Annotated in this window: 18 protein-coding genes; 15 read left to right on the top strand and 3 right to left on the bottom strand. The window is 48.2% G+C overall.

Annotated elements, in window-relative coordinates; all coding sequences use genetic code 11:
- Window positions 1-120 precede the first annotated feature (120 nt).
- The 4 genes from ACZLMD_RS00590 to ACZLMD_RS00575 all read left to right on the top strand — a co-directional run bounded on the left by ACZLMD_RS00590 (window position 121) and on the right by ACZLMD_RS00575 (window position 5,771).
- Window positions 121-1,572 (top strand): sodium:proton antiporter, encoded by a 1,452-nt coding sequence (locus tag ACZLMD_RS00590; RefSeq protein WP_489494928.1) that lies wholly within the window; start codon window positions 121-123, stop codon window positions 1,570-1,572.
- A 672-nt stretch (window positions 1,573-2,244) separates the two neighbouring features.
- Window positions 2,245-3,015, top strand: coding sequence for a TatD family hydrolase (locus ACZLMD_RS00585; protein WP_489494927.1), 771 nt, complete (start codon window positions 2,245-2,247; stop codon window positions 3,013-3,015).
- Between the two features lie 2 nt (window positions 3,016-3,017).
- Window positions 3,018-3,878, top strand: a complete 861-nt coding sequence (gene rsmA, locus ACZLMD_RS00580; protein WP_022304869.1) for a 16S rRNA (adenine(1518)-N(6)/adenine(1519)-N(6))-dimethyltransferase RsmA — start codon at window positions 3,018-3,020, stop codon at window positions 3,876-3,878.
- 93 nt (window positions 3,879-3,971) lie between these two features.
- Window positions 3,972-5,771 carry an aminopeptidase P family protein gene (locus tag ACZLMD_RS00575; protein ID WP_482522243.1) on the top strand — a complete coding sequence of 600 codons (1,800 nt, stop codon included), beginning with the start codon at window positions 3,972-3,974 and terminating at the stop codon, window positions 5,769-5,771.
- Between the two features lie 26 nt (window positions 5,772-5,797).
- On the opposite strand, the gene ACZLMD_RS00570 is transcribed toward ACZLMD_RS00575, so the two are convergent.
- From ACZLMD_RS00570 to ACZLMD_RS00560, 3 genes are all read right to left on the bottom strand, one after another.
- On the bottom strand, window positions 5,798-6,484 hold the full coding sequence (locus ACZLMD_RS00570; RefSeq protein ID WP_484107229.1) for a phosphatase PAP2 family protein: 687 nt from the start codon (window positions 6,482-6,484) through the stop codon (window positions 5,798-5,800).
- Window positions 6,485-6,504: 20 nt separating this feature from the next.
- A complete protein-coding gene (locus ACZLMD_RS00565; RefSeq protein ID WP_022304866.1) occupies window positions 6,505-7,065 on the bottom strand; it encodes a DUF5662 family protein in 561 nt (186 codons plus the stop codon).
- Window positions 7,066-7,172: 107 nt separating this feature from the next.
- Window positions 7,173-8,069, bottom strand: coding sequence for a helix-turn-helix domain-containing protein (locus ACZLMD_RS00560; RefSeq protein ID WP_482522245.1), 897 nt, complete (start codon window positions 8,067-8,069; stop codon window positions 7,173-7,175).
- A 196-nt stretch (window positions 8,070-8,265) separates the two neighbouring features.
- Between ACZLMD_RS00560 and ACZLMD_RS00555 the strand changes: the two genes are divergently transcribed.
- From ACZLMD_RS00555 to ACZLMD_RS00505, 11 genes are all read left to right on the top strand, one after another.
- Window positions 8,266-9,993 (top strand): ABC transporter ATP-binding protein, encoded by a 1,728-nt coding sequence (locus tag ACZLMD_RS00555; protein WP_482523103.1) that lies wholly within the window; start codon window positions 8,266-8,268, stop codon window positions 9,991-9,993.
- A 23-nt stretch (window positions 9,994-10,016) separates the two neighbouring features.
- Window positions 10,017-11,798 carry an ABC transporter ATP-binding protein gene (locus ACZLMD_RS00550; protein WP_489494926.1) on the top strand — a complete coding sequence of 594 codons (1,782 nt, stop codon included), beginning with the start codon at window positions 10,017-10,019 and terminating at the stop codon, window positions 11,796-11,798.
- Window positions 11,799-11,895: 97 nt separating this feature from the next.
- Window positions 11,896-13,713, top strand: a complete 1,818-nt coding sequence (locus tag ACZLMD_RS00545; RefSeq protein WP_486817876.1) for a DUF885 domain-containing protein — start codon at window positions 11,896-11,898, stop codon at window positions 13,711-13,713.
- A complete protein-coding gene (locus ACZLMD_RS00540) occupies window positions 13,710-14,213 on the top strand; it encodes a Gx transporter family protein (RefSeq protein WP_489494925.1) in 504 nt (167 codons plus the stop codon). The genes ACZLMD_RS00545 and ACZLMD_RS00540 overlap by 4 nt, the downstream gene beginning before the upstream one ends.
- 145 nt (window positions 14,214-14,358) lie before the next feature.
- Window positions 14,359-15,033 carry a response regulator transcription factor gene (locus ACZLMD_RS00535; protein WP_022304860.1) on the top strand — a complete coding sequence of 225 codons (675 nt, stop codon included), beginning with the start codon at window positions 14,359-14,361 and terminating at the stop codon, window positions 15,031-15,033.
- A gap of 144 nt (window positions 15,034-15,177) precedes the next feature.
- Complete coding sequence (locus ACZLMD_RS00530; protein WP_118558997.1) at window positions 15,178-16,083, top strand: ABC transporter ATP-binding protein; 906 nt, start codon at window positions 15,178-15,180, stop codon at window positions 16,081-16,083.
- Between the two features lie 58 nt (window positions 16,084-16,141).
- Window positions 16,142-17,014 (top strand): DUF2705 family protein, encoded by an 873-nt coding sequence (locus ACZLMD_RS00525; protein WP_484107233.1) that lies wholly within the window; start codon window positions 16,142-16,144, stop codon window positions 17,012-17,014.
- A 144-nt stretch (window positions 17,015-17,158) separates the two neighbouring features.
- Window positions 17,159-18,058 (top strand): sensor histidine kinase, encoded by a 900-nt coding sequence (locus ACZLMD_RS00520; RefSeq protein WP_489494924.1) that lies wholly within the window; start codon window positions 17,159-17,161, stop codon window positions 18,056-18,058.
- A gap of 416 nt (window positions 18,059-18,474) precedes the next feature.
- Complete coding sequence (locus tag ACZLMD_RS00515) at window positions 18,475-19,491, top strand: CotS family spore coat protein (RefSeq protein ID WP_489494923.1); 1,017 nt, start codon at window positions 18,475-18,477, stop codon at window positions 19,489-19,491.
- A 149-nt stretch (window positions 19,492-19,640) separates the two neighbouring features.
- Window positions 19,641-20,999 (top strand): PEGA domain-containing protein, encoded by a 1,359-nt coding sequence (locus tag ACZLMD_RS00510; RefSeq protein WP_489494922.1) that lies wholly within the window; start codon window positions 19,641-19,643, stop codon window positions 20,997-20,999.
- A gap of 126 nt (window positions 21,000-21,125) precedes the next feature.
- Window positions 21,126-22,856, top strand: a complete 1,731-nt coding sequence (locus ACZLMD_RS00505) for a phospho-sugar mutase (protein WP_489494921.1) — start codon at window positions 21,126-21,128, stop codon at window positions 22,854-22,856.
- The last annotated feature ends 455 nt before the right edge of the window (window positions 22,857-23,311 follow it).

Here is a 23,311-nt window from a genome sequence, read left to right as displayed (position 1 = left end):
AAAAATAGTAGATATTTTGAGAGATAATGTGTTAAAATGTGCGCGGTGGAAAATGAAGCAGTTTGTTTTCTGCCGTGTTTCTTTACGCAAAATTATATGATGAAAACGGAGGCGTAGATTATGAAAAAACTGAAATCTGCGGTATGGGGTGTTGCACTGGTATTATGTGCTATGCTGGCAAACTCTTCGGTAGCATTTGCTGCGGAGTCGGGAGCCGAGAACGTTGGAAAAACTTTGTCACTTACATATTGCATCCCATTTGTTGGAATGCTTTTGTGTATTGCAATTTGTCCTCTTATTGTAGGCGAATGGTGGGAGAAATGGAAACCGGCAGTGGTTATCTTATGGTCACTTGTATTTATTGTTCCTTTTGCAATCTTTATCGGTGCGGGAACAGCATGGGAGCAGGTGTTAGAATCCATTATCGGTGATTATCTTGGATTTATCGTTTTGTTATTTGGTCTGTTCTGTGTGGCAGGTAATATTGTACTCGAGGGAGATCTGGTCGGCACACCGAAGCTAAATGTACTGTTACTGCTGATCGGCACTGCACTTGCAGGCTGGATCGGTACAACGGGAGCCAGTATGGTTATGATCCGTCCGCTGATCCGCGCCAACAAGTGGCGTCAGCGCAAGGCACAGATCGTGATATTCTTTATTTTCCTGGTATCCAATATCGGTGGATGTCTGACTCCTGTCGGTGATCCGCCACTGTTGATGGGATTTAATAATGGCGTTGGATTCTTCTGGAGTCTGAATCTGCTGCCGGTTATGCTTTTGAATGTCGCAATTTTATTGATACTGTTTTTCATCATCGATAATAATGCCTATAAGAAGGATCTGGCTGACGGTCTGAAGCCGGAGACATCAAAAGAAAAGAAAAAGCTTCATCTTGCAGGTGCACACAACATTTTCTTTATGATCGTGATCGTGGCAGCCGTTATTCTGAGTGGTGTACTTCCACAGAAGGTACCTTTCTTTGCGAAGGGCATTCATTTCTATGGTGAGGTTGAGCTTGGCTATGCATCCATTCTTGAGATGGCAATGATATTGATCGCCGCTTTCCTTTCCCTCCGCACAACGAAGAAGGAAGTCCGCGAAGAGAATCATTTCACATGGGATGCGATCCAGGAGGTTGCCGTACTTTTCATCGGTATCTTCATTACGATGATCCCGGCACTTCTGATCCTGAAGGCGAGAGGCGCAGATCTTGGTATCAAGGAGCCTTGGCAGTTCTTCTGGATGACCGGTTTCCTGTCCAGCTTTTTGGACAATACACCGACCTATCTGGTATTCTTTACAACGGCAGTACATTCTGCACTGACCGGTGGAAGCATGGTAAAGGTATTAGACGGAACGATCCCGAAGATCTTCCTGATGGCGATCTCCTGTGGTGCTGTATTCATGGGAGCGAACACATACATTGGTAATGCACCAAACTTCATGGTTCGTTCCATCGCCGAGGAAAACGGAATCAAGATGCCTTCCTTCTTTGGATATATGGCATGGTCTGTAAGCTGTCTGATTCCGGTATTTATTATTGATACATTGGTATTTTTCCTGTTTTTCTAAATAAGAACGGAGTTTGACAATGACGTCCCCGATAATCTGTGGTATGATATATTGCAGACATCGGGGATATTTCTGTTAATCACTCAGGCTTCGCGCATGGAACATATAACTGCGCCCATAATATTTCTTATGTCTCAGAGAGATGAATATAGATTTTTGCCTCAGGATACTTGATGAAACCGTGAAACTGGTGACACCCAAATTGACGCAGATCAGTAGGATTTCCGGAAAGTCTTTGCTTTGCAATGTTTCGATGAATACGTGTCTGGACGACTGAGCCTCCGGGTGGAATCAGTTATTTCGACCGGCACGCTCTCGCTACAATGCGCTACGCAGCACTACATAGCATCCTACAAAACAGGATGCAAGTAGTGGTGAGCGCAAGTGCCTTACGAAACACCTGAATTCCACCCGGAGGCGAATACGGGAAGACACGTTTATCGAACATCGAAACAGCAAAGCATTTAGACTTTCCGAAATCCGTAAGTGACAAGACAATTTGGGTGTCACCAGTTCACGGTTATTCAAAAAACTAAGGCAAAAATCATATATACACTACGGACATAAGAAATATTATGGGCGCAATCGAATAATCGGTGCGCGAAGCCTGAGTGATTAACATTTGTATTTATGTTCCCCGATGGACAATCAGGAAAAGGTATGGTGAAAGTGATGATTTTTGATACACATGCACATTATATGGATGAAGCCTTTGCGCAGGACCGGGACGAGTTGCTTGCGTCCATGAAGGATGCCGGTGTCGGCACGATCGTGGAGGTTGGTGCGAGCATTTCGTCCACGAAGGATGCCGTGGCACTCAGCAGACAATATGATTTCGTGTACGGTGCTGTGGGCGTGCATCCGGAGGATGTGGAGCATATGACGCCGGAGACGGTGGAGTGGTTAAAGGAGCTGACAAAAGAGCCGAAGATCGTGGCGATCGGTGAGATCGGACTCGACTATTATTACGAGGATCCGCCAAGGCAGGTACAGAAGGAGTGGTTCATCAGACAGCTTGAGGCAGCAAAGGAAATGAAGATGCCGGTGATCATTCACAGCCGTGATGCGGCGCAGGACACGCTGGAGATCATGGAGGAGCACTGCGACTGGTCACAGGGCGGTGTGATCCACTGCTTTTCGTATTCGGTCGAAATGGCACGCATTTATCTGAAGAAGGGCTTCTACTTGGGAATCGGCGGCGTTGTTACATTTAAAAACGGCAGAAAGCTGGTGGAGGTTGTGAAGGAAGCACCTCTGGAGCAGCTTGTGCTTGAGACGGATTCACCGTATCTGACGCCGGTGCCGAACCGCGGCAAACGAAATGATTCGAGACAGCTGACACATGTGGTGGATGCCATTGCGCAGATCAAAGGGATCAGCAGAGAGGAAGTCATCCGTGTGACGGAACAGAACGCGCGCAGAATGTACAGAATAAGGGGGTAGTTATGGCAACATTAGGTAATCCGCAGAATACCATCGAAGTTTTACAAAAATATGATTTCCATTTTCAAAAGAAATTTGGACAGAACTTTCTGATCGATACCCATGTGCTGGAGCGCATCGTGGAATCCTCCAATATTACAAAGGATGATTTTGTACTGGAGATCGGACCGGGTATCGGCACGATGACGCAGTATCTGTGCGAGCATGCAGGCAGAGTGATGGCGGTGGAGATTGACAAGAATCTTCTGCCGATCCTCGCAGATACCCTGAAGGAATATGATAATGTGACGGTGGTCAATGAGGATATTTTAAAGCTTGATATCGGAAAGATTGCCGAGGAATATAATGACGGCAAACCGATTAAGGTGGTGGCAAATCTGCCATACTATATAACAACACCGATCATTATGGCGTTATTTGAGAGCCATGTTCCGCTTGCGAGTGTGACGGTCATGGTGCAGAAAGAGGTTGCCGAACGGATGCAGGCAGGTCCGGGGACAAAGGATTACGGTGCCCTGTCGCTTGCCGTGCAGTATTACTCAAGGGCAGAGATTACGGCAAATGTGCCGCCGAACTGTTTTATGCCGCGTCCGAAGGTGGGATCTGCGGTGATCCGGCTGACCTGTCATGAGCAGCCGCCGGTGAATGTTGTGGACGAGAAGTTCTTCTTCCGTGTGATCCGTGCTTCGTTTAATCAGAGGCGCAAGACACTGCAGAACGGACTTGGAAACGATGCCGGTCTGCCGGTCACAAAGCAGCAGACAGCGGAAGCACTGGAAAAGATGGGACTTTCCGGGACGATCCGCGGAGAGGCGCTGTCACTGGAGCAGTTTGCGGAGCTTAGCAACATACTAAAAGGATAGAAGTGATATAATCATTCTGATATCCGGATGCTTTGCATCTGTTGCGCATTGCGCTTTAAGAATTTGTTAATCGTATAGAAAGGTGGAGAAACGATGAAGGTAACTGAAAAAATCGCTGTATTACGAAATCTGATGCAGCAGGATGGAATTGATTATTATTATATCCCGACCAATGATTTTCATGGCTCGGAGTATGTGGCAGATTATTTTAAGTGCAGAGAATATATGTCCGGCTTTACCGGATCTGCGGGAAGTTTGCTTGTGAGCGCAACAGAGGCGGGGCTCTGGACGGACGGCAGATATTTTCTGCAGGCGGAAGCACAGCTTGCCGGAAGCGGGATCACGCTGTACCGCATGGGTGAGCCGGGTGTGCCGAAGATCTTTGAATACATTGCGCAGCATATTCAGCCGGGGCAGTGTCTTGGTTTTGACGGACGTATGGTGGATGCGTTTTATGCGCTGCAACTCAAAAAGATTGTGGAGAGCAAGGGAGCACGCCTTGTGACGGAGTTTGATCTGGTGGGTGCTGTCTGGTATAACCGTCCGTGGCTGGAGGCAAAGCCGGCGTACAGCCTGAGTACGCAGTATACAGGTGTAGAACGTGGAGAGAAGCTGGATGCCATTTGTAAATGGCTGGATACGCGCAAGGCAGATATGCTTGTGATCACATCATTAGACGATATCGCATGGGCACTCAATATCCGCGGTGAGGACATCCACTGTTGCCCGGTTGTGCTTAGTTATCTGGTGATCAAGCCGTTAGAGAGGATCCTTTTTGCAAACAAGAGTGCTTTCAGTACAAGGCTTCGTCAGGAGCTTGCAAGGGACAGTGTGTTGCTGCGGGAGTATGATGAGATCTATGATTATCTTGCCGCTGTACCGGCGGGAAGCCGTGTGGTGATGGACATGCATGTGGCGAATTACCAGCTTGTCAATTCCGTGCCACAAAATTCCAAGATCGTCAATGCTGTATGCCCGACAAAGATGATGAAGGCAGTGAAGAATCCGGCGGAGATCGCCGGGGAGAAGATCGCACATATCAAGGACGGTGTTGCACTTGTGCGGTTTATGTACTGGTTGAAACAGAACATCCAGAAGATTCCGCTCACGGAGCGCCTTGCCGCGGCACAGCTTGAGGCATTCCGTGGCAGTGTCGGCGATTATATGGGACCAAGCTTTGACCCGATCGCGGCGTATGGTCCGCATGGAGCGATCGTGCATTACAGCGCAACGGAGGAGACGGATGCCAGAATTCTGACAGAGGGATTTTTGCTGTTAGACACCGGTGGACATTATCTGCAGGGAACTACAGATGTGACACGGACGATCCTTCTTGGACAGGAGGCAACGCCGGAGGAGAAGAAATATTATACGGCAGTGCTCTGCGGTAATCTTCGTCTTGCCGCGGCCAAGTTCAAAAAGGGTTGCAGCGGTGTAGCACTCGATATTCTTGCAAGACAGCCGTTGTGGGATATGGGCTGCGATTTCAATCATGGAACCGGACATGGAGTGGGCTGTCTGTTAAATGTTCATGAGGGACCGAATGCGATCCGTTACCGGATCGTGGCTCAGCCGGACGGCAATGTTGAGCTGCAGCCGGGCATGATCACCTCGGATGAACCGGGAGTTTATCTGGAGGGGAAGTTTGGTATCCGTCTGGAGAATCTGCTCCTCTGCGTGGAGAAGGAGCAGAATGAATTTGGACAGTTCCTCGGCTTTGAGGCGTTGACGCTGGCACCGTTTGAGCGTGATGCGATCGATCCGTCGCAGATGACACAGCAGGACAAGCAGCTTTTGAACGAATATCATGAGAAGGTCTACGATACGATCTCACCGTATCTTGACCGCAACGAGGCAGAATGGCTGATGGATGCCTGTGCACCGATCGATTAAAATGCAGAATGCGATGTCGGTTTTCTTTAACAGTTTGTTTTGGACGGTGTGCGTGCCGGAACCTGACGCTTTAATGCGAAAAATTCAGAACGGTACACGATCATATAATAAAAGATATATAACAGGATCGCACAGCCCACATCAATGATCGAATGCTGCTTTAAGAACATGGTGGACAGGCAGATCAGGATGCACAGCACAAGCGAACCGGTGCGGATGCCCTTGTGTTCCCGCAGTGCGTGGCTCTGTGACAGTGCCATGTGGATCGCAATGGAGTTGTACACGTGAATGCTCGGGCAGACGTTCGTCGGAGTGTCGCCCTGATACAAGCCGGCAACGATCCCTGTCAGAAAATTGTCTCGCGGAAAGATTTCCGGGCGAAGCGGCTGTGCATTCGGAAAGATCGTGTAAATGATCAGACATGTTGTCATGCCAAGCATCAGCACCGCGCTGCACCGATAAAAGTCGGACATGTGCCCTGACTGTAAAAACAGAAAGAGCAACGAAACAGCCACATATAAAAACCACAGAAAATACGGGATGGCAAACAGCTCGCAGAACGGGATCATATCATCCAGCTTACAATGAATTATTGTAAAATGTGAAAGGTCACGTCGTTCGAGCCAGGAGAACCAAAGCATATAAATCGGAAAATACAATACAAGGATCATGTATTTGTACTTTCGTAAAAATGTGGTGATGATTTTGTTCATAACAATCCTTTCTATGGAAGCTAATGCTTAGGTGAATGCTTCCAGTCCACTTCCCTGCGGATATAGGCGAAAGTTGTCTCCTCGCCCTCCTCTGCCAGCATATGCAGCAGTTTCTCCAGCAATGCTCTCGCATCCGGATGCAGCGGGTAGTGGTCTTTGTTTTTTTCATAATAAGCAAGGGGGAAAGAGTCATCGTAATTGTCACGGTTATAATTCTGACTGGCGGCGATGCGGTCGCAGAACATCTCTATAATATAGCGGGTTGGCATCGGCATGCCCTGAAGTCCTTCGTGCGGGTCGATCGCCATATCGATCCAGTATTCAAAATGATGACGGTTCCGTCCCTTGTGATGAAGCCAGGCGGAGGAATAGCCCTTTGCTATTTTCTCGCCGTAATTGGGACTTCGTTTTCCACCCTGATAATACTTTACTCCCTGAATAAACTCGGTTGGGGAATATTTGGACCAGTCATGCATGATACCCTGTTTGTAAAGCCCGGCTTTAAAGCAGTAGTGGCGGACAAGCTTCTTGTGATGAAGGATCGTCCGCAGATGACCAATAAAATTATTCCAGTAGTTCATTTCATTTCCTTTCCATAGATTGTACCACAAAACCTCATGAAAGAAACTAAAAAGTTTCTTATATTTCTATTAAGCAGCAAAATGCCTGTTTCCGGATGAAAAAATGCCTATTTCAGCGATTTCTTCCACTGCTTTGGTGTCATTCCCTTCCACTTTTTGAAGGTGCGGATCAGGTGACTGCAGTCGGCAAAGCCGGTCTCCTGGCTGATATACGTCAGATCCTGGTTTGTGAAAAGCAACAGATCCGCCGCTTTGTTAATGCGGGTAAATTCAATATATTCCTTGCAGGACTGATTGTAGGTTTCCCGGAAAAGCTTCGCAAAATACGAGTAACTCATACCGCACATCTGCGCAAGCTCATGTACACGAAGCGGCTCTCCGCAGTGCTGCTCAATATATTTGGAAATGGAATAGATTGAGGCATCGTAGTCATCCGGCGCAGTAATGATCGTGTCGGTATCGACGCCCTTCTGCTTGAGACAGCGCATCAGGTAGGTCAGGATCGAAGCGATATCTGAACAGATCAATACGTCATAGCCGTAGTCGTGCCGGCGCTTCTCCTCGAGACTGTGCGTGAGAAGCTGTAAGATCGGCAGCTCCTGCAGTTCGTGGCGGCGGAAGTGGATATAATCGGGATTCTGCTGGTAGGCGATCCGGAACAGCTTGGAGAAACGGGTGCGGTACTCGTTTGTAATATTTAAGAAGTTCAGATCGATCATGATCACAAAATAGTGAACCTCTCCCGTATAATCCGGTGCGCGGTGCATCGAATGGACTGCCTGCGGATAAAACAGGATCAGATCCCCGGGATGCAGGATATAAAAATCATTATCACACTGTGCCTTAAGCTCGCCGTGGAGGACATAAAGCATTTCCAGGTAATAATGCCAGTGGGGTCCGACACCGGTACTCGTATCACTTTCCTGCAGAATAAATACTTCCAGGGGAGTGTTCAGCCGGTCAATGTATTGAAAAAATACATTTTTTTTATTTATTGGTTCCATGAATTTGACTCCTTATAATATGTAAGTGCAATGTTTATCGGTGTCTGTTCATAAAAATGTTACAAATGATCATGAATAATATGATAGATTTTTTCAGTTTTTTTCAAGATTCATTATAGCATACCTTGAGCCTCCATGCTACACTAATTTTCACTGCAAAAAAAAGATAATGAAAAGAAAAAGGAGGTAGCTTAAAATGACTCCAATACAATGGTTTTACAGCTTTTTGCGGCAATATAAGTGGAAGATGTTCTGGGGGCTTGTGCTTGTGACGATCCTCGCCATAGCATCTCTGGTCAACCCGTATATTTCCGGTATGATCGTCGATGATGTCATAAATGGAGGAAAGACCGGGATGCTGCCGTATCTGATCGCCTTTTTGCTCGGAACGATCATTGTGAAGGGACTTTGCCGTTTCTTTTCGCAGGTTCTTTTTGAGGTGAGCTCTCAGGGCGTCCTGTACAGCATGCGCGACAAGGTGTATCGCAAGCTGTTGCAGGAGGATTTTGCTTTCTATAATAAGAACCGCACCGGAGATCTGATGAGCCGTCAGACCGGCGATATGGATGCAATCCGTCATTTTGTGGCGTATGTCATCTATATTGTATATGAGAATATCCTTTATTTTGTATTTGCGCTTCTGATGATCTTCAAGACCGACTGGAAGCTGGCGCTGTGTATGCTTCCGGCAATTCCGCTGACGGCACTGACAACGATGAGCCAGTCGAAAAATGTGCATCCGGCGTTCGGGCGCTGCCGTCAGGCATTCTCCAGCCTCAATACCTATGTACAGGAAAATATCAGTGGCAATCGTGTCGTGAAGGCGTTTGCCAAGGAAGACTACGAGATGGAGAAGTTTGCGGTTGAGAACGACGGATACCGTGATGCCGAGCTTGGTGCGGCAAAGATCTGGCGCCGTTATGTACCGTTATTTGAGTTCTGGTCCAATCTGCTGACGATCGTGCTGATGCTTGTCGGTGGCTGGATGGTGATCCGGGGCGAGATCACGATGGGTAATTTCGTTACGATCAACGGATATCTGTGGATGCTGACACAGCCTCTTCGTATGGCAGGCTGGTGGATCAACGACGTACAGAGATTTACTACATCAGTAGAGAAGATTTACCATACATACATGGCAGAGCCGGATGTTAAGAAACCGGCGCATCCGATGCATCACAGAAAGCTGGACGGAACCGTGGAGTTTAAGGATGTTTCTTATCGTGCGGACGATGAAGATATTCTTCAGGATGTCAGCTTTACGGTTGATAAGGGACAGACGGTCGGTATCATTGGTACGACCGGTGCCGGAAAGTCAACAGTGATCAATCTTCTGTGCCGTTTCTTTGATGCAACTGACGGCGAGGTACTTGTCGATGGCATTAATGTAAAGGATTACGACATGTATGAGCTGCGTGATAATATCGGTATTGCGATGCAGGATGTGTTTCTTTTTTCGGACACCATCGAGGGCAATATCGCATATGGTCAGCCGGACTGCAGCTTTGAACGCGTCAAGGAAGTGGCAAAGATGGCAGATGCTAATCTGTTTATTAAGGAGCTTCCGGACGGCTATGATACCATCGTCGGTGAGCGCGGCGTTGGTCTGTCTGGTGGACAGAAGCAGCGTATTTCTCTGGCGAGAGCACTTCTGAAGGATCCGGCGATCCTTGTGCTTGACGATACCACCTCGGCGGTGGATATGGAGACGGAGAGTTATATTCAGAAGCAGCTTGATAATATCAATCACAGCTGTACGACGTTTATCATTGCTTATCGCATCTCCTCCATCCGCAATGCCGACAAGATCCTTGTCCTGGATAACGGACGGATCATCGAGCAGGGAACGCATGAGGAGCTTCTGGCAAAGAACGGATATTATGCGACCGTTTACCATCACCAGTATCCAGAGATGGCGGTATAATTCAGAAAGGAGTGTGAAAATAGATGGCTAGAAATCGTTATGATGTGGATGAAGCCTTAGAAGACCACTTTGACATAAAACAGTTGAAACGACTGGGCGGATATGTGAAGCCGTACTTTGGCAAAATGTTTATTATCATGCTGCTGATGCTGAGTTCTTCGGCACTGACAATGCTGATCCCTAAGTTTGTACAGCTTGAGATGGACCGTTATATTCCACAGAAGGATATGAACGGGATCATCCGGCTTGTGATCTACACACTTCTGATCGTGATCTATTCGATCGTCTGTATGTGGCTCAAGATCGATCAGATGACGAAGGTCGGACAGGACATCATTCATGAGATCCGTGAGGATCTGTTTGCACATCTGCAGGAGCTGCCGTTTTCCTACTATGATGAGAGACCGCACGGCAAGATTCAGGTGCGTGTGGTAAATTATGTAAATAACCTAAGTGATCTTTTGTCAAACGGTATCTTAAATACGATCACCGATCTGTGCAACCTGATCTTCATTCTGATCTTTATGTTCTGGACCAGTCCGAAGCTGACCTGGATCTGCCTGTGCGGTCTGCCGGTGCTGATCATTTATGTGGTCGTGCTGAAGAGAAAGCAGCGGGCGAGCTGGCAGCTTCAGAGCAATAAGCAGTCCAACCTCAATGCATATATTGCGGAGAGTATTAACGGCATTCGTGTGACGCAGGCGTTCGTCCGTGAAAAGGAGAACATTGAGATCTTCAACTCGTTAAGCATGAGTTATCAGAAGGCGTGGCTCAAAGCTGTTTATTATAACTTTATGATGAGCCCGATGGTAGATCTGATCTCCGTGATCACGACCTCCTTTGTGTATGTGGTCGGTGTTTCCTGCATTATGGGCGGCGGAACCTCAGGCGTTACGGTTGGTGTGCTTGTTATGTTTACCGCCTATATTTCCAGATTCTGGCAGCCGATCAACACGATTGCCGGATTTTATAACAGCGTGCTGACGGCAATCTCCTATCTGGAGCGTATCTTCGAGACAATCGACGAACCGGTGGAGGTCACAGACGAGCCGGATGCCATCGAGATGCCGGAGATTAAGGGAGTTGTTGACTTTGAGCATGTAACCTTCAGCTATGAGGATGGTATTCCGATCCTGAAGGATGTCAGCTTTCATGTAGATCAGGGACAGACGATCGCGATCGTGGGACCGACCGGTGCCGGTAAGACAACAATCGTCAATCTGTTGAGCCGATTCTACAATACCGACAGCGGATGTGTCCGAATTGACGGACAGGACATTTCGAAGGTGAAGCTTCATTCGCTGCGCAGCCAGATGGGTGTGATGATGCAGGATAGCTTTATTTTCTCAGGAACGATCATGGACAATATCCGCTACGGCAACAAAACGGCAACGGACGAAGAGGTGATCCGTGCGGCGAAAACCGTCTGTGCGCATGACTTTATCATGCAGATGGAGGACGGCTACAATACACAGGTCAACGAGAGAGGAAGCCGTCTGTCGGTTGGACAGAGACAGCTGATCTCCTTTGCGAGAGCACTCTTAAACGATCCGTCCGTGCTGATCCTTGACGAGGCAACCTCAAGCATTGACACAGAGACCGAGATCGCATTGCAGAAGGGTCTGGATGAACTTTTGAAGGGAAGAACGTCCTTCATCATTGCGCACCGTCTTTCTACGATTCAGGGGGCAGACCGCATTATGTATGTGGACGATGGAAAGATTATTGAGTCCGGTAGTCATGAGGAGCTTTTGAAGCAGAAGGGTCTGTACTATAATCTGTACATGTCACAGTATCAGGGATAGACAAACCGGAAGGAATAAATTAAAATAGACAGGCATAGAATGATGCAGGGGGAAATCCTCCTGCATCTTTGTCGATGAAAAGAATTGGAGGGTGGCAATGAAGGAGAAAAGGAGAAGGAACAGAAAGCTTAAATTTCTGTTTATCGCCTGTGCGCTGTGGGCGATCGTTTTTTGCTGGTACGAGGTGGGTTCGCGGACAAACCTTACTTCTCTGATGCAGCGGCCGAAGGTAAAGACAACCGAGAGTAAGGAGACAACGCAGAAACGGTTTGATGAATTTATGCTGCAGGTGTTTAAGGCGATGGTTACAGAGGATACGCTGACCTTAAATTACACCTTAAAGGAGCCGGAAAAATATGGCGTGAGCATGGAAAAGCCAACCCTTGGAGCATATACATTGTCCGATTTACGGGACGGCATTATGACGGATGAAAACTGGCTGTCCTCTCTGGAAAGGTTTCCGTATGAGGCACTGACGGAGGAACAGAAGTTAGAATATGATACGCTGCGCAGTCTGCTTAAGACAGAGTTGAAAAGCTCGGAGGTATTGGAATATTCCGAATGTCTGGGACCGACAACCGGGATTCAGGCACAGCTTCCTCTGATCCTCGCAGAGTACCATTTTTGGGACAGACAGGATATCGAAGATTATCTTGCACTTCTCTGTCAGATTCCGGATTATTTTGCACAGATCATTGATTTTGAAAAGATGAAATCGGAGAAGAAGCTGTTTATGAGCGATGTGACCTGTCAGGCGATCATAAAGCAGTGTAAGGATTTTATTGCGGAACCAAAGGAGAATTATCTGCTGGACTCCTTTTCGAAGGGGATCGCATCTGTCAAAGGTGTTTCAGAGGAGGAACGAGCAGAATATATCAGACAGAATGAAGCGGCAGTGTCGGAGTGCGTGATCCCGGCGTACCAGAGCCTGATCAGTGCCCTGGAGCAGCTCAAGGGAACCGGCAATAATGCGGGGGGACTGTGCAAGCTTACCGGGGGAAAGCAGTATTATGAGTATCAGATGGAGTCCATGACAGGCTCCTACCGAAGCATTTCGGAGATTGATCGTCTTGTGGATAAGGCACTTCGATCCGCAGAGAAGAAAATGTCGCGCATCATGACGAAGACGCCGGATGCCTATTACGATGCGGAGGATTTTACATATCCCTGTACCGATCCGGCGGAAACCGTGGATTATCTGCGGGAACAGATCAGCAACGATTTTGAACCGCTGCCGGATGATGTGACCTGTCAGGTGAAATATGTCGATGAATCGCTGGAGGACAGCTTAAGTCCGGCACTTTATATGACCTCGCCTATTGACGATTACAAGCAAAATGTAGTATATCTTAATCAGAGTGATGATTATGATCTCACCGAATGCTTTTCGACGATCGCACACGAAGCGTATCCGGGACATCTGTATCAGAATGCATATTTTCTGTCGCAGGATCCGGCACTGTTTCGGAGAGTGGTCAGCGTCGGTGGTTATGCGGAGGGCTGGGGAACCTATGCGGAGAAGTACAGCTATCAGCTTGCCGGAATGAGCGACGAGACGGCGCAGCTAAACGGGGAGAATCTGATCGCCACGCTCTGTCTGTACGCAAAAGCGGACATCAATGTGAATTATTATGACTGGAGCAGAAAGAAGCTGACCGCATTTCTGAAGGATTACGGCTTTGACGCTTCACAGGCATCCGTTGTCTATGATTCTGTTGTGGCGGAGCCGGTGAGCTATATGCAGTATACATTGGGATATCTGGAGATCAATGAGCTGCGTACGAAAGCGGAGAATGCTCTGGGGGAGAAGTTTTCTCTGAAGGAGTTTCATAAATATTATCTGGGAACGGGGGCAGTGCCGTTTGCGGTGCTGGAGGACCGCCTGGATCAATGGATTGAGGAGCAGAAGAAATGACTCGGACACAAAAGACAGCATTAAGGGGAATGTTGATCGCGGTGGCATTTGTGCTGTCCTGGCTGGAGGCGCAGCTTCCACCGCTTGCAATGGTTCCGGGCGTAAAGCTGGGACTTACAAATCTGGTAGTGCTGGTGGCAATCTACCGGTTAAGCACAATGGATGCGCTTGTGATCAACGGCATCCGCATCCTTCTGGTGGCGTTTACCTTTGGGAATATGTTTTCGCTGCTGTACAGCTTTGCCGGAGGAATGCTGAGCACTATTGTGATGCTTTGGCTGAAACGAAGCGGGCGGTTTCGTCTTCCGGTTGTCAGCGTGGCGGGAGGTATTGTCCATAATATCGGACAGATCCTCGTTGCGATGGTCGTGCTGGAATCAACGGGCGTGGCGTATTATCTTGGCGTGCTGTGGTTTAGCGGAATGATCGCCGGAGCGGTAGTCGGAATGATCGGTGCGGGCGTGGTAAAGCGGCTGCCGGAAGAAGAGCAGAGGGGCTAAGATCTTAAGGTGGAACGAAAGTGCATTGAGGTTGATACAGGATATTGTGAGAAAGTAATTTCGCAGATGATAATTATGAGATAGTGTGAGAAAGTAATGAGATAAGAAGAAATTAAGAGATATTCTAAGAGAAAGGCAGAATGGAATGAAAAAAATACTGATCGTGGAGGATGATGTAAATATCAACAATCTACTGAAGGAAGCACTGTCCCAAAAAGGGTACACATGTGGACAGGCATTTTCCGGTACGGAAGCGGCGCTGTGGCTGGAGAAGGAGTCATGGATGCTTGTGCTGCTTGATCTGATGCTTCCGGGGATGACCGGGGAGGAGGTTTTGCAGCTGATCCGCAGACAGGGGGACACGCCGGTGATCGTTCTGACGGCAAAGGATGCCATGGAGGAAAAGCTTGATTTGCTGACAAGCGGAGCCGATGATTATATTACGAAGCCATTTGACATTAATGAGGTGATCGCGCGCGTGCAGATACAGCTTCGCCATGCCGGGCAGGAGGCGGAGCCGGACCGGATCGAGTGTGGCGGGATCACGTTGGATGATAAGACACACCAGATCTGGGTGGACGGACAGGAAATTTTGCATCTCACCAGACAGGAGTATGCGATCTTAGAGCTTCTGATTCGCCATCCGAAGCAGGTTTTCCGTAAGGAGGCGATCTTTACCTATGCCTGGGAGGAGGAATACATGGGCGAGACCAAAACACTGGATGTGCATATCAGCAACATCCGCAAGAAGCTCAAGGCAGTGACGGACAAGGAATATATTCAGACAGTCTGGGGGATCGGATACCGGCTGAATCAATAATTTTAATGATGTTGGAGGTAAAGCTTTTTTGCTCCGACGGATTGCTATATTGCATCATTTACTTTTTCTTTACCTTTTCTTAGCGTTATTTTAGAGAATGCTCTTTATACTGGTACTCATCATAAGGAAAGGATGTAACATAATATGAGTGAGATCTTATTGGAAACCCATGGTTTAACAAAGCAGTTTGGGCGTTATAAGGCAGTGAACCGGCTGGACATGCATATACGAAGGGGAGCGGTGTATGGATTTATCGGCAGGAACGGAGCCGGCAAAACGACCTTTTTGAAAATGATCTGTGGTCTGTCCAACCCAACGGCAGGAGAATATTCTATTTTTGGATACAGCGGAAAGGAGCTTGCACAGGTTCGCTCGCGTGTCGGCTGTCTGATCGAGGCACCGGGTATTTATCCAAACATGACGGCGAAAGATAATCTGATGATCAAGGCGCAGCTGTTTGGCATTCATGACCGCAAATATGCGGATGAGCTTTTAGACATGGTTGGTCTTGGTGATGTCGGCAGGAAAAAGGCGGGTCATTTTTCGCTGGGAATGAAGCAGAGGCTTGGCATTGCACTGGCACTTGTTGGAAATCCGGATCTTTTGGTGCTGGATGAGCCGATCAACGGACTGGATCCGCAGGGAATTGCGGAGGTGCGCGATATGCTGCGGGCGCTGGCGCAGGAGAGAGATATTACGATTCTGATCTCCAGTCATATTTTAGAGGAGCTTTCCAAGCTCTGTACCGATTTCGGGATCATTCACAAGGGAAGTCTGATCAAGGAGCTTTCGCAGGAGCAGCTTATGCAGCAGTGTGAGAAGCGGCTGGAGCTCGTTGTGGATGAGCCGCAGAAGGCTATGACGGTACTGGACAGCATGAATATCCATGATTACGAGGCAGTGGATCCGACACATTTGCATGTGTATGAGCGGCTGGAGGACAGCATGCTTATCAACCGGGAGCTTGTAAACGCAGGCGTGCTGCCACGCGAGATGAAGGTGAATCAGGAAGAGTTAGAGAGCTATTTCTTAAATCTGACTTCGGACTGATCCGTGAAATTTGTGCTGCAGCCCGGTGTCAGTGGGCTGGGAAAGGAATGGAAAGCTTATGTGTAATACAATACGAATGGAATTATATAAAATGTTTCGGATGCAGGCATTCTGGGTGATCACCCTGATCACAATTTTGATGGTTGCAGTGTCGGCATCCTTTCTGGTGTCGGATATTGAGGAAAATACAACATCAGAGGTAACTCTTGTTGATGGTCCATCCTCATCGCAGGCTGATGAGGAAAGTGATGATGCACCAACGCTTCAGTTTGGTATTAATGAAAGCAGCGAGGGCATGGATGCGAATGATCTTCAGGTCATGCAGGTTTTTATGGCACATTTGTCCTCCGGGATGTTTACGTTGTTTAATGTTATTTTCCTGATTATTTTCGTGACGGCGGATCAGAAAAATGGATATATTAAAAATATCGGCGGTCAGGTGAAAAGAAGATATCGTCTTATTGTGGCGAAATGGGTGGCTGCGGCGGTCTATGTGCTGGTATTTGATGCGATCATGTTTGCGACGCAGGCAGTGGCACTTGTGGCGACGCAGGGATATCTCCATTGGGGATCCGCACAGACGTATCTGCCGTGCATTGGTATTCAGATGCTTCTGCAGTATGCTTTTATGGTTGTGTGCATGACGCTTACGATGGTGATCCGCAGCCGCGCACTCGGTATGACGGCAGGTGTCTGCTTAAGCATGGGAATGGCGTCTTTTCTGTGCATGCTGATCGATGTGGCAAGCAGGCGTTTTCTGCATATCGAGAATCTGCAGCTGGAGAATTATCTGATCACAACAAAAATGAATCTGATTGTACCGGGTGTTGCCGGCATACAGATCCGGAATGCGGTGATCCTGGCGGTATGCTATCTGGCTGTGATGACAGTGCTTAGCATTATAAATGTCGAGAAAAGAGATCTTGCATAGTAAATGATCGGTCGTATGATAATACTGCAGAAACAGTGTTTATACGGCACAAAGCAGTTATAACCATATGGAGAATATGAAATTTTGACCGCAGTGCCTACGGGGGAAAGACTCTGCGGTGCCTGAGAGGAAGGTGAGAACAGGATGGTGACAGGTCTGGCATGTGGATTTGGAATTTTGGCGGTTATTCTGGGGCTGCTGCTTTTTAAGTTGATCCGGCAGATTCGCGAGCTGGAGAGGCAGATCCGTTTTCTGGAAGAGAAGCAAAGCAACGGGGATCTCGTCTGCGATGTCCGCTTTGGAGGGATCGGGAAGCTGACGGACACTTTAAATCAGGTGTTTGCGCAGCAGAAAACAAAGCGGCAGCAGTGGATCCGCAACGAAAACCGCATCGCCCAGACCTATACGAATCTGTCCCATGATATCCGCACGCCTCTTACCTCTCTGGATGGCTATTTCCAGCTTCTGACACAGACACAGGAGCCGGAAATGCAGGCTCGATATCTGCGCATCATTCAGGAAAGGATCCATGCGCTCCGTGATATTTTGGAGGAGCTTTTCACATTTACACGTCTCGAAAGCCGGACGTATGATCTGAAGCTGGAGAAATGTGATTTTAATGCCATTATGGCAGAAACGATGTTTTCCTATTATGACGAATGGGAACGAAATGGCATCTGTCCGGCGGTCGATCTGCCGGAGGGACAGATGGTGGTGAAGGGAAACGAGCAGGCGATCCGCCGCATTTTGCAAAATATCATCAAAAATGTTCTGGATCATGGCGGCAGCCGCGTGTCGGTCACGCTGTCTGCGCAGGAGGGAAATGCGTCTGCGGTGATCGCCAATGAGGTGGAGCGGCCGGAGGAGATCGACGTGGACCGGATCTTTGAACGCTTTTATAAGGCGGATCCTGCCCGGAGCAGAAATTCAACCGGGCTTGGGATGGCGATTGCAAAGGAACTGACCGGGTACATGAACGGAACGATCACCGCCTCCTTAGAGGGAAATATTTTTCAGATCCGGCTGACGATTCCGATGATCTGATCACTCAGGCTTCGCATATGGAATATATTACTGCGCCCATACTATTTCTTATGTCCGCAGTGTAAATATGATTTTTGTCGTAGTTTTTTGAATAACCGCGAAGCTCTGACACCCAAATTGTCTTGTCACTTACGGATTTCGAAAAGTCTAATTGCTTTGCTGTTTCGATGTTCGATAAACGTGTCTTCCCGTATTCGTCTCCGGGTGAAATTCAGGTGTTTCGTAAGGCACTTGCGCTCGCCACTACTTGCATCCTGTTCTGTAGGATGCTATGTAGTGCTGCGTAGCGCATTGTAGCGGGAGCGTGCCGGTCGAAATAACTGATTCCACCCCGGAGTCATATCTTTGCGGGAGGATTGCCGATCCGGTGGTATAACTTTCATTTATCTTTCATATGATAGAAGAGACAACTACGAATGGGGGATAGATCGATGGAAGATAAGCTGGAAGAAGTGTTAAAACAGTATCCTTGTGAGGTTCGCACGAGACGGCGCACAAGAGGGGCTTTTTTGCTGGAGACCGATCAGGGACTGCGGCTTTTGAAGGAATACTCCGTCAGTCAGGCGAGGATTGAATTTGAGGAGGGGATCAAGCAGCTTCTGGGGCAGCAGGGCGGTCTGCTGGTGGATCATACATATAAAAATAACCGGGAAGAATATTTTACAAAGGATAATTACCGGAACAACTGGGTCATGCGCCGGTGGTATGCCGGAAATGAGTGCGATATCAGGGATCAGCGCTGTGTGCTGCGTTGTGCGTCTTATCTTGGCAGACTGCATGCATTGATGCAGCTTGGAAACGAGGAAGGCGAAAGCTATATCCGGAAGGAGAGTGTGCAGCAGGAGATGGAACGGCATAATAAGGAGTTAAAGCGTGTCCGCAGCTATATCCGCAGCAAGAAGCAGAAAAATGAGATGGAGATCTGCCTGCTTGGTTCGTATGATCTGTTCTACGATCAGGCATGTCTCGCACAGACGCTCCTGCAGGAAAGCGGTTACGAAGCACTATGGCAGGAAACGTTAGAGCAGGGAAAAGTGCGGCATGGCAGCTACAGCTACCACAATGTGCTTTTCGTCGGGAAAGATCTGGCAGTCACCAACTTCGACCGTGCGGAGATCGGGATACAGGTGCGTGATCTGTATGATTTTCTGCGAAAAGTCATGGAGAAAAACGGCTGGCAGGCGGAGTTTGGCAAAAGCCTGATCGATGCATATGACCGTGAGCGTAAGCTGGAGGAGACGGAGCGGCGCGTATTGTACGCAATGCTGCTGTATCCGGAGAAATATTGGAAACTTGTCAATTTCTACTACAACAGTAGAAAATCATGGATGTCGTCAAAGAATCTGGAAAAGCTGCTCCGGATCCGCGCGCAGGAGGAGAAGCGTGCGTACTTTTTAAGAGAGCTTCGCCCGCTGCTCTGTGGGGCGTGCTGATACAGGGGATCAGGGAATGCTGTCAGATTGACCGGTTGCCCTCTTCCTATTTTGGGCGTGCTGTGTTAAAATATTGGCTGGGACAATGAGACGTTATGCGACCCGGCGCAGTGTTATAAGAAGCAGCCGGGAGAAAAGGTTGTTTATATATGAAGAAATGCAAAATCATGCAACGCGTTCGGATCGGTCTGGGCGCGTTTTTTATGTGCGCGGTAATGCTCTCCGGATGTGCGTCCGAAACGAAGCAGGAGACGGACAGCATGGCGGGCGGTGGAGCTGCGGCGGCACCTGCGGTTGTTGAGGGGGTTGTGACAGCAAATGATACGGCGATGCGCCGGCTTACCCTGCGTGAGCTTGGAGGTGATCTCGAGACGGTGATCAGCTATGATGCCACGGCGAAGATGACCGACAAGTACGGAGAGGAGCGCGACGGCACCGATATTGAGGTGGGCGAGATCCTCGAGGCAGATTATGAGCAGGACAGCGGAAAGCTGCTTTCTACCAGTATTCCGGAGGATGTCTGGGAATATCAGGAGGTTGGCGATTATCAGTTTGACAGTGCGGAGAGCAGTCTTTCATTTGCAGACCGCAAATACCAGTATTCACAATATACGCTGTTTTCGTCGGACGGTAAGGCGATCGACATGATGGAGATCAATCCGCAGGATGTGCTGACGGTGCGCGGAAGCGGTTATCATGTGTACTCGGTCGTAAAGACACAGGGGCACGGTTACATACGGCTGGCACATTATAAGGACTTTATCGGCGGTATGATCGAAGTCGGAAGTGACATGATCCTGCCTTTGACGAAGAACATGCTGATCACGATCCGCGAGGGAACCTACAAGGTGATCTTAAGTAAGAATCATTCAACCGCAGTCAAGAATGTGACGGTTCACAGCGGCAGGGAGGTTACGTTGGACTTTTCGGAGTACAAGCCGGCGGACAGTCATGTTGGCGTGATCACGTTTGATATTGCACCGGCAGGGGCGGATCTGACGATCAACGGTACGGCGGTAGGCTACAGAAAGCCGATCGCACTGGCATACGGCGTATATCAGATACAGGTGTCCATGACAGGGTATACCACATACACCGGCACGCTGGATGTGGAGGAGCCGAAGGGGACGACCGTCCGTATCAATCTTGTGGAGGAGGAAGCGGAGGCATCCGACACCACGGCGGCACCGTCAGCCACCGGAAAGAGCACGAAGACAAGCTCGGAGAGCACGGACGATACACAGACAAAGCAGATTGACAGCGATCACACGATCACGGTATCGGCACCGCAGGGAGCGGAGGTTTATCTGGACAATGTTTATAAAGGACTTGCACCGTGTACCTTTACAAAGGTGATCGGATCACAGACCGTTACGCTGTGTCGGGATGGATATGCAACAAAGAGCTATTCCGTCGACATTCTTGATGATGATCAGGATGTGAAGCTGAGCTTTGCGGATCTGACCGCAAAGGAGGCGGCAGCAACGGCATCGCCGGCGGCTCAGTGATTTTGTTCAAAAAACTTTTACAAAATAGATTATAATTTGTTGTTGACAATATGCGTTTCAACATACAAAATAATAGGTGGATTTGCAAAATCAAGGCATATGCCATCACTGATAGGAGGAAAAGACATGGACTACAAAGACATCTACAAGGAGTGGCTGAGCAATCCTTATTTCGATGAGGATACGAAGAAAGAGCTTCAGGACATTGCAGATAACGAGAATGAGAAAAAAGAGCGTTTTTATATGGACCTCGAATTTGGAACCGCTGGTTTGCGAGGGATCATTGGGGCAGGGACGAACCGCATGAACATTTACACGGTACGAAAGGCAACTCAGGGTCTGGCGAATTATATCAACAAAGCGGGAAAGGCTTCTCAGGGTGTAGCCATTGCATTTGATTCCCGTCATATGTCACCGGAGTTTGCAGATGAAGCAGCACTCTGTCTTGCAGCCAATGGTATTAAGGCATACGTGTTTGAATCACTGCGTCCGACACCGGAGCTTTCCTTTGCTGTACGCGAGCTTGGCTGCGTAGCAGGAATTAACGTAACTGCAAGCCACAACCCACCGGAGTACAACGGATACAAGGTATACTGGGAGGACGGCGCACAGATCACGCCGCCACATGATACCGGTATCATGGACGAGGTTAAGGCTGTTACGGACTGGAACACGGTTAAGACCATGGACAAGGCTGAGGCAGTCGAGAAGGGTCTTTATGAGAACATTGGCGCAGCCATTGATGATAAATATATCGAAGAGTTAAAGAAGCAGGTTATTCATTGGGACAGCATCAAGGAAGTTGGCAAGGATCTTAAGATCGTTTACACGCCGCTTCACGGAACAGGTAATATCCCGGCGAGAAGAGTCCTCAAGGAGATCGGCTTTGAGAATGTATATGTAGTACCCGAGCAGGAGCTTCCGGATGGAGATTTCCCTACCGTCAGCTATCCGAACCCAGAGGCAGCAGAGGCATTTGAACTGGCTCTCAAGCTTGCCAAGGAGAAGGATGCAGACCTTGTTCTTGCAACAGATCCGGATGCAGATCGTCTCGGCGTATATGTTAAGGATACCAAGAGCGGCGAGTATATCACCCTGACCGGTAACATGTCCGGCTGTCTGCTGGCAGATTATGAGATCTCCCAGAGAAAGGCAACAAAGGGACTGCCTGAGGATGGCAAGCTGATCAAGACCATCGTTACCTCTAATCTGGCAGATGCGATCGCCAAGGATTACGGCGTTGATCTCATTGAGGTTCTGACCGGATTTAAATACATCGGACAGCAGATTCTCAACTTCGAGACAACCGGCAAGGGAACTTACCTGTTTGGTTTCGAGGAGAGCTACGGTTGCCTGATCGGAACACATGCCCGCGACAAGGATGCGATCGTGGCTACGATGGCACTCTGCGAGGCGGCAGCATATTACAAGACAAAGAACATGACTCTCTGGGATGCAATGCTTGCTCTGTATGAGAGAGTTGGTTATTATAAAGACGGCGTACAGTCCGTAACCATGAAGGGTATCGAGGGACTTGCTAAGATTCAGGAGATCATGACAACACTCCGCGAGAATCCGCCGAAGGAGTTCTGCGGTCACAAGGTAACATCCTTCCGTGACTATCAGAAGGATATCATCACAGATATCGCTACCGGCGAGACAAAGCCGACCGGACTGCCAAAGTCCAACGTGCTTTACTTCGACATGACAGACGATGTATGGATGTGCGTACGCCCATCCGGTACAGAGCCGAAGGTGAAGTTCTACTACGGCGTAGTAGGCACCTCTCTTGAGGACGCCGATGCGAAGTCTGAGGCTATGGCAAAGGAAGTATCAGAGATGGTTGCTGCAATGTAATTGCAAAGATGGTTGCTACAATGATGCCGGGACGTAGTTTGTCCCGGATGATGGAATAGTGTAGGATTTAGGAGCCCTGCGTGAAGGAGTCACGCAGGGCTCTTTTTTTATAAATAGTAATAATTCTCAGCTTGCTATTTACCGTAGCAATAATGAAAGGTGATGAAAATTTGCGTATAAGTAAAGAAGTAACTGAATATAATACAAATATAAAAAAAAAAGAAAAAAGCCATTGCATAAAATTTAAAAAGGTGGTATTGTATGTGTAGGATGATAAAGGAAGGTTGTGTTGATATGAAAATACAGGCTGTTTTAATTGATGGATTTAAGAATTTATCAAATGTTAAAATATCGTTTGATAATATTACTGCACTTGTTGCGTTAAATAATTTTGGAAAATCAAATGTGCTTTCAGGCATTAATTTTGGAATAGAATTTATCAAGGCTTCTATAGA

The sequence above is a fragment of the Jutongia sp. genome, from assembly GCF_057878315.1.
This window is presented reverse-complemented; position numbering and strand designations above follow the sequence as displayed.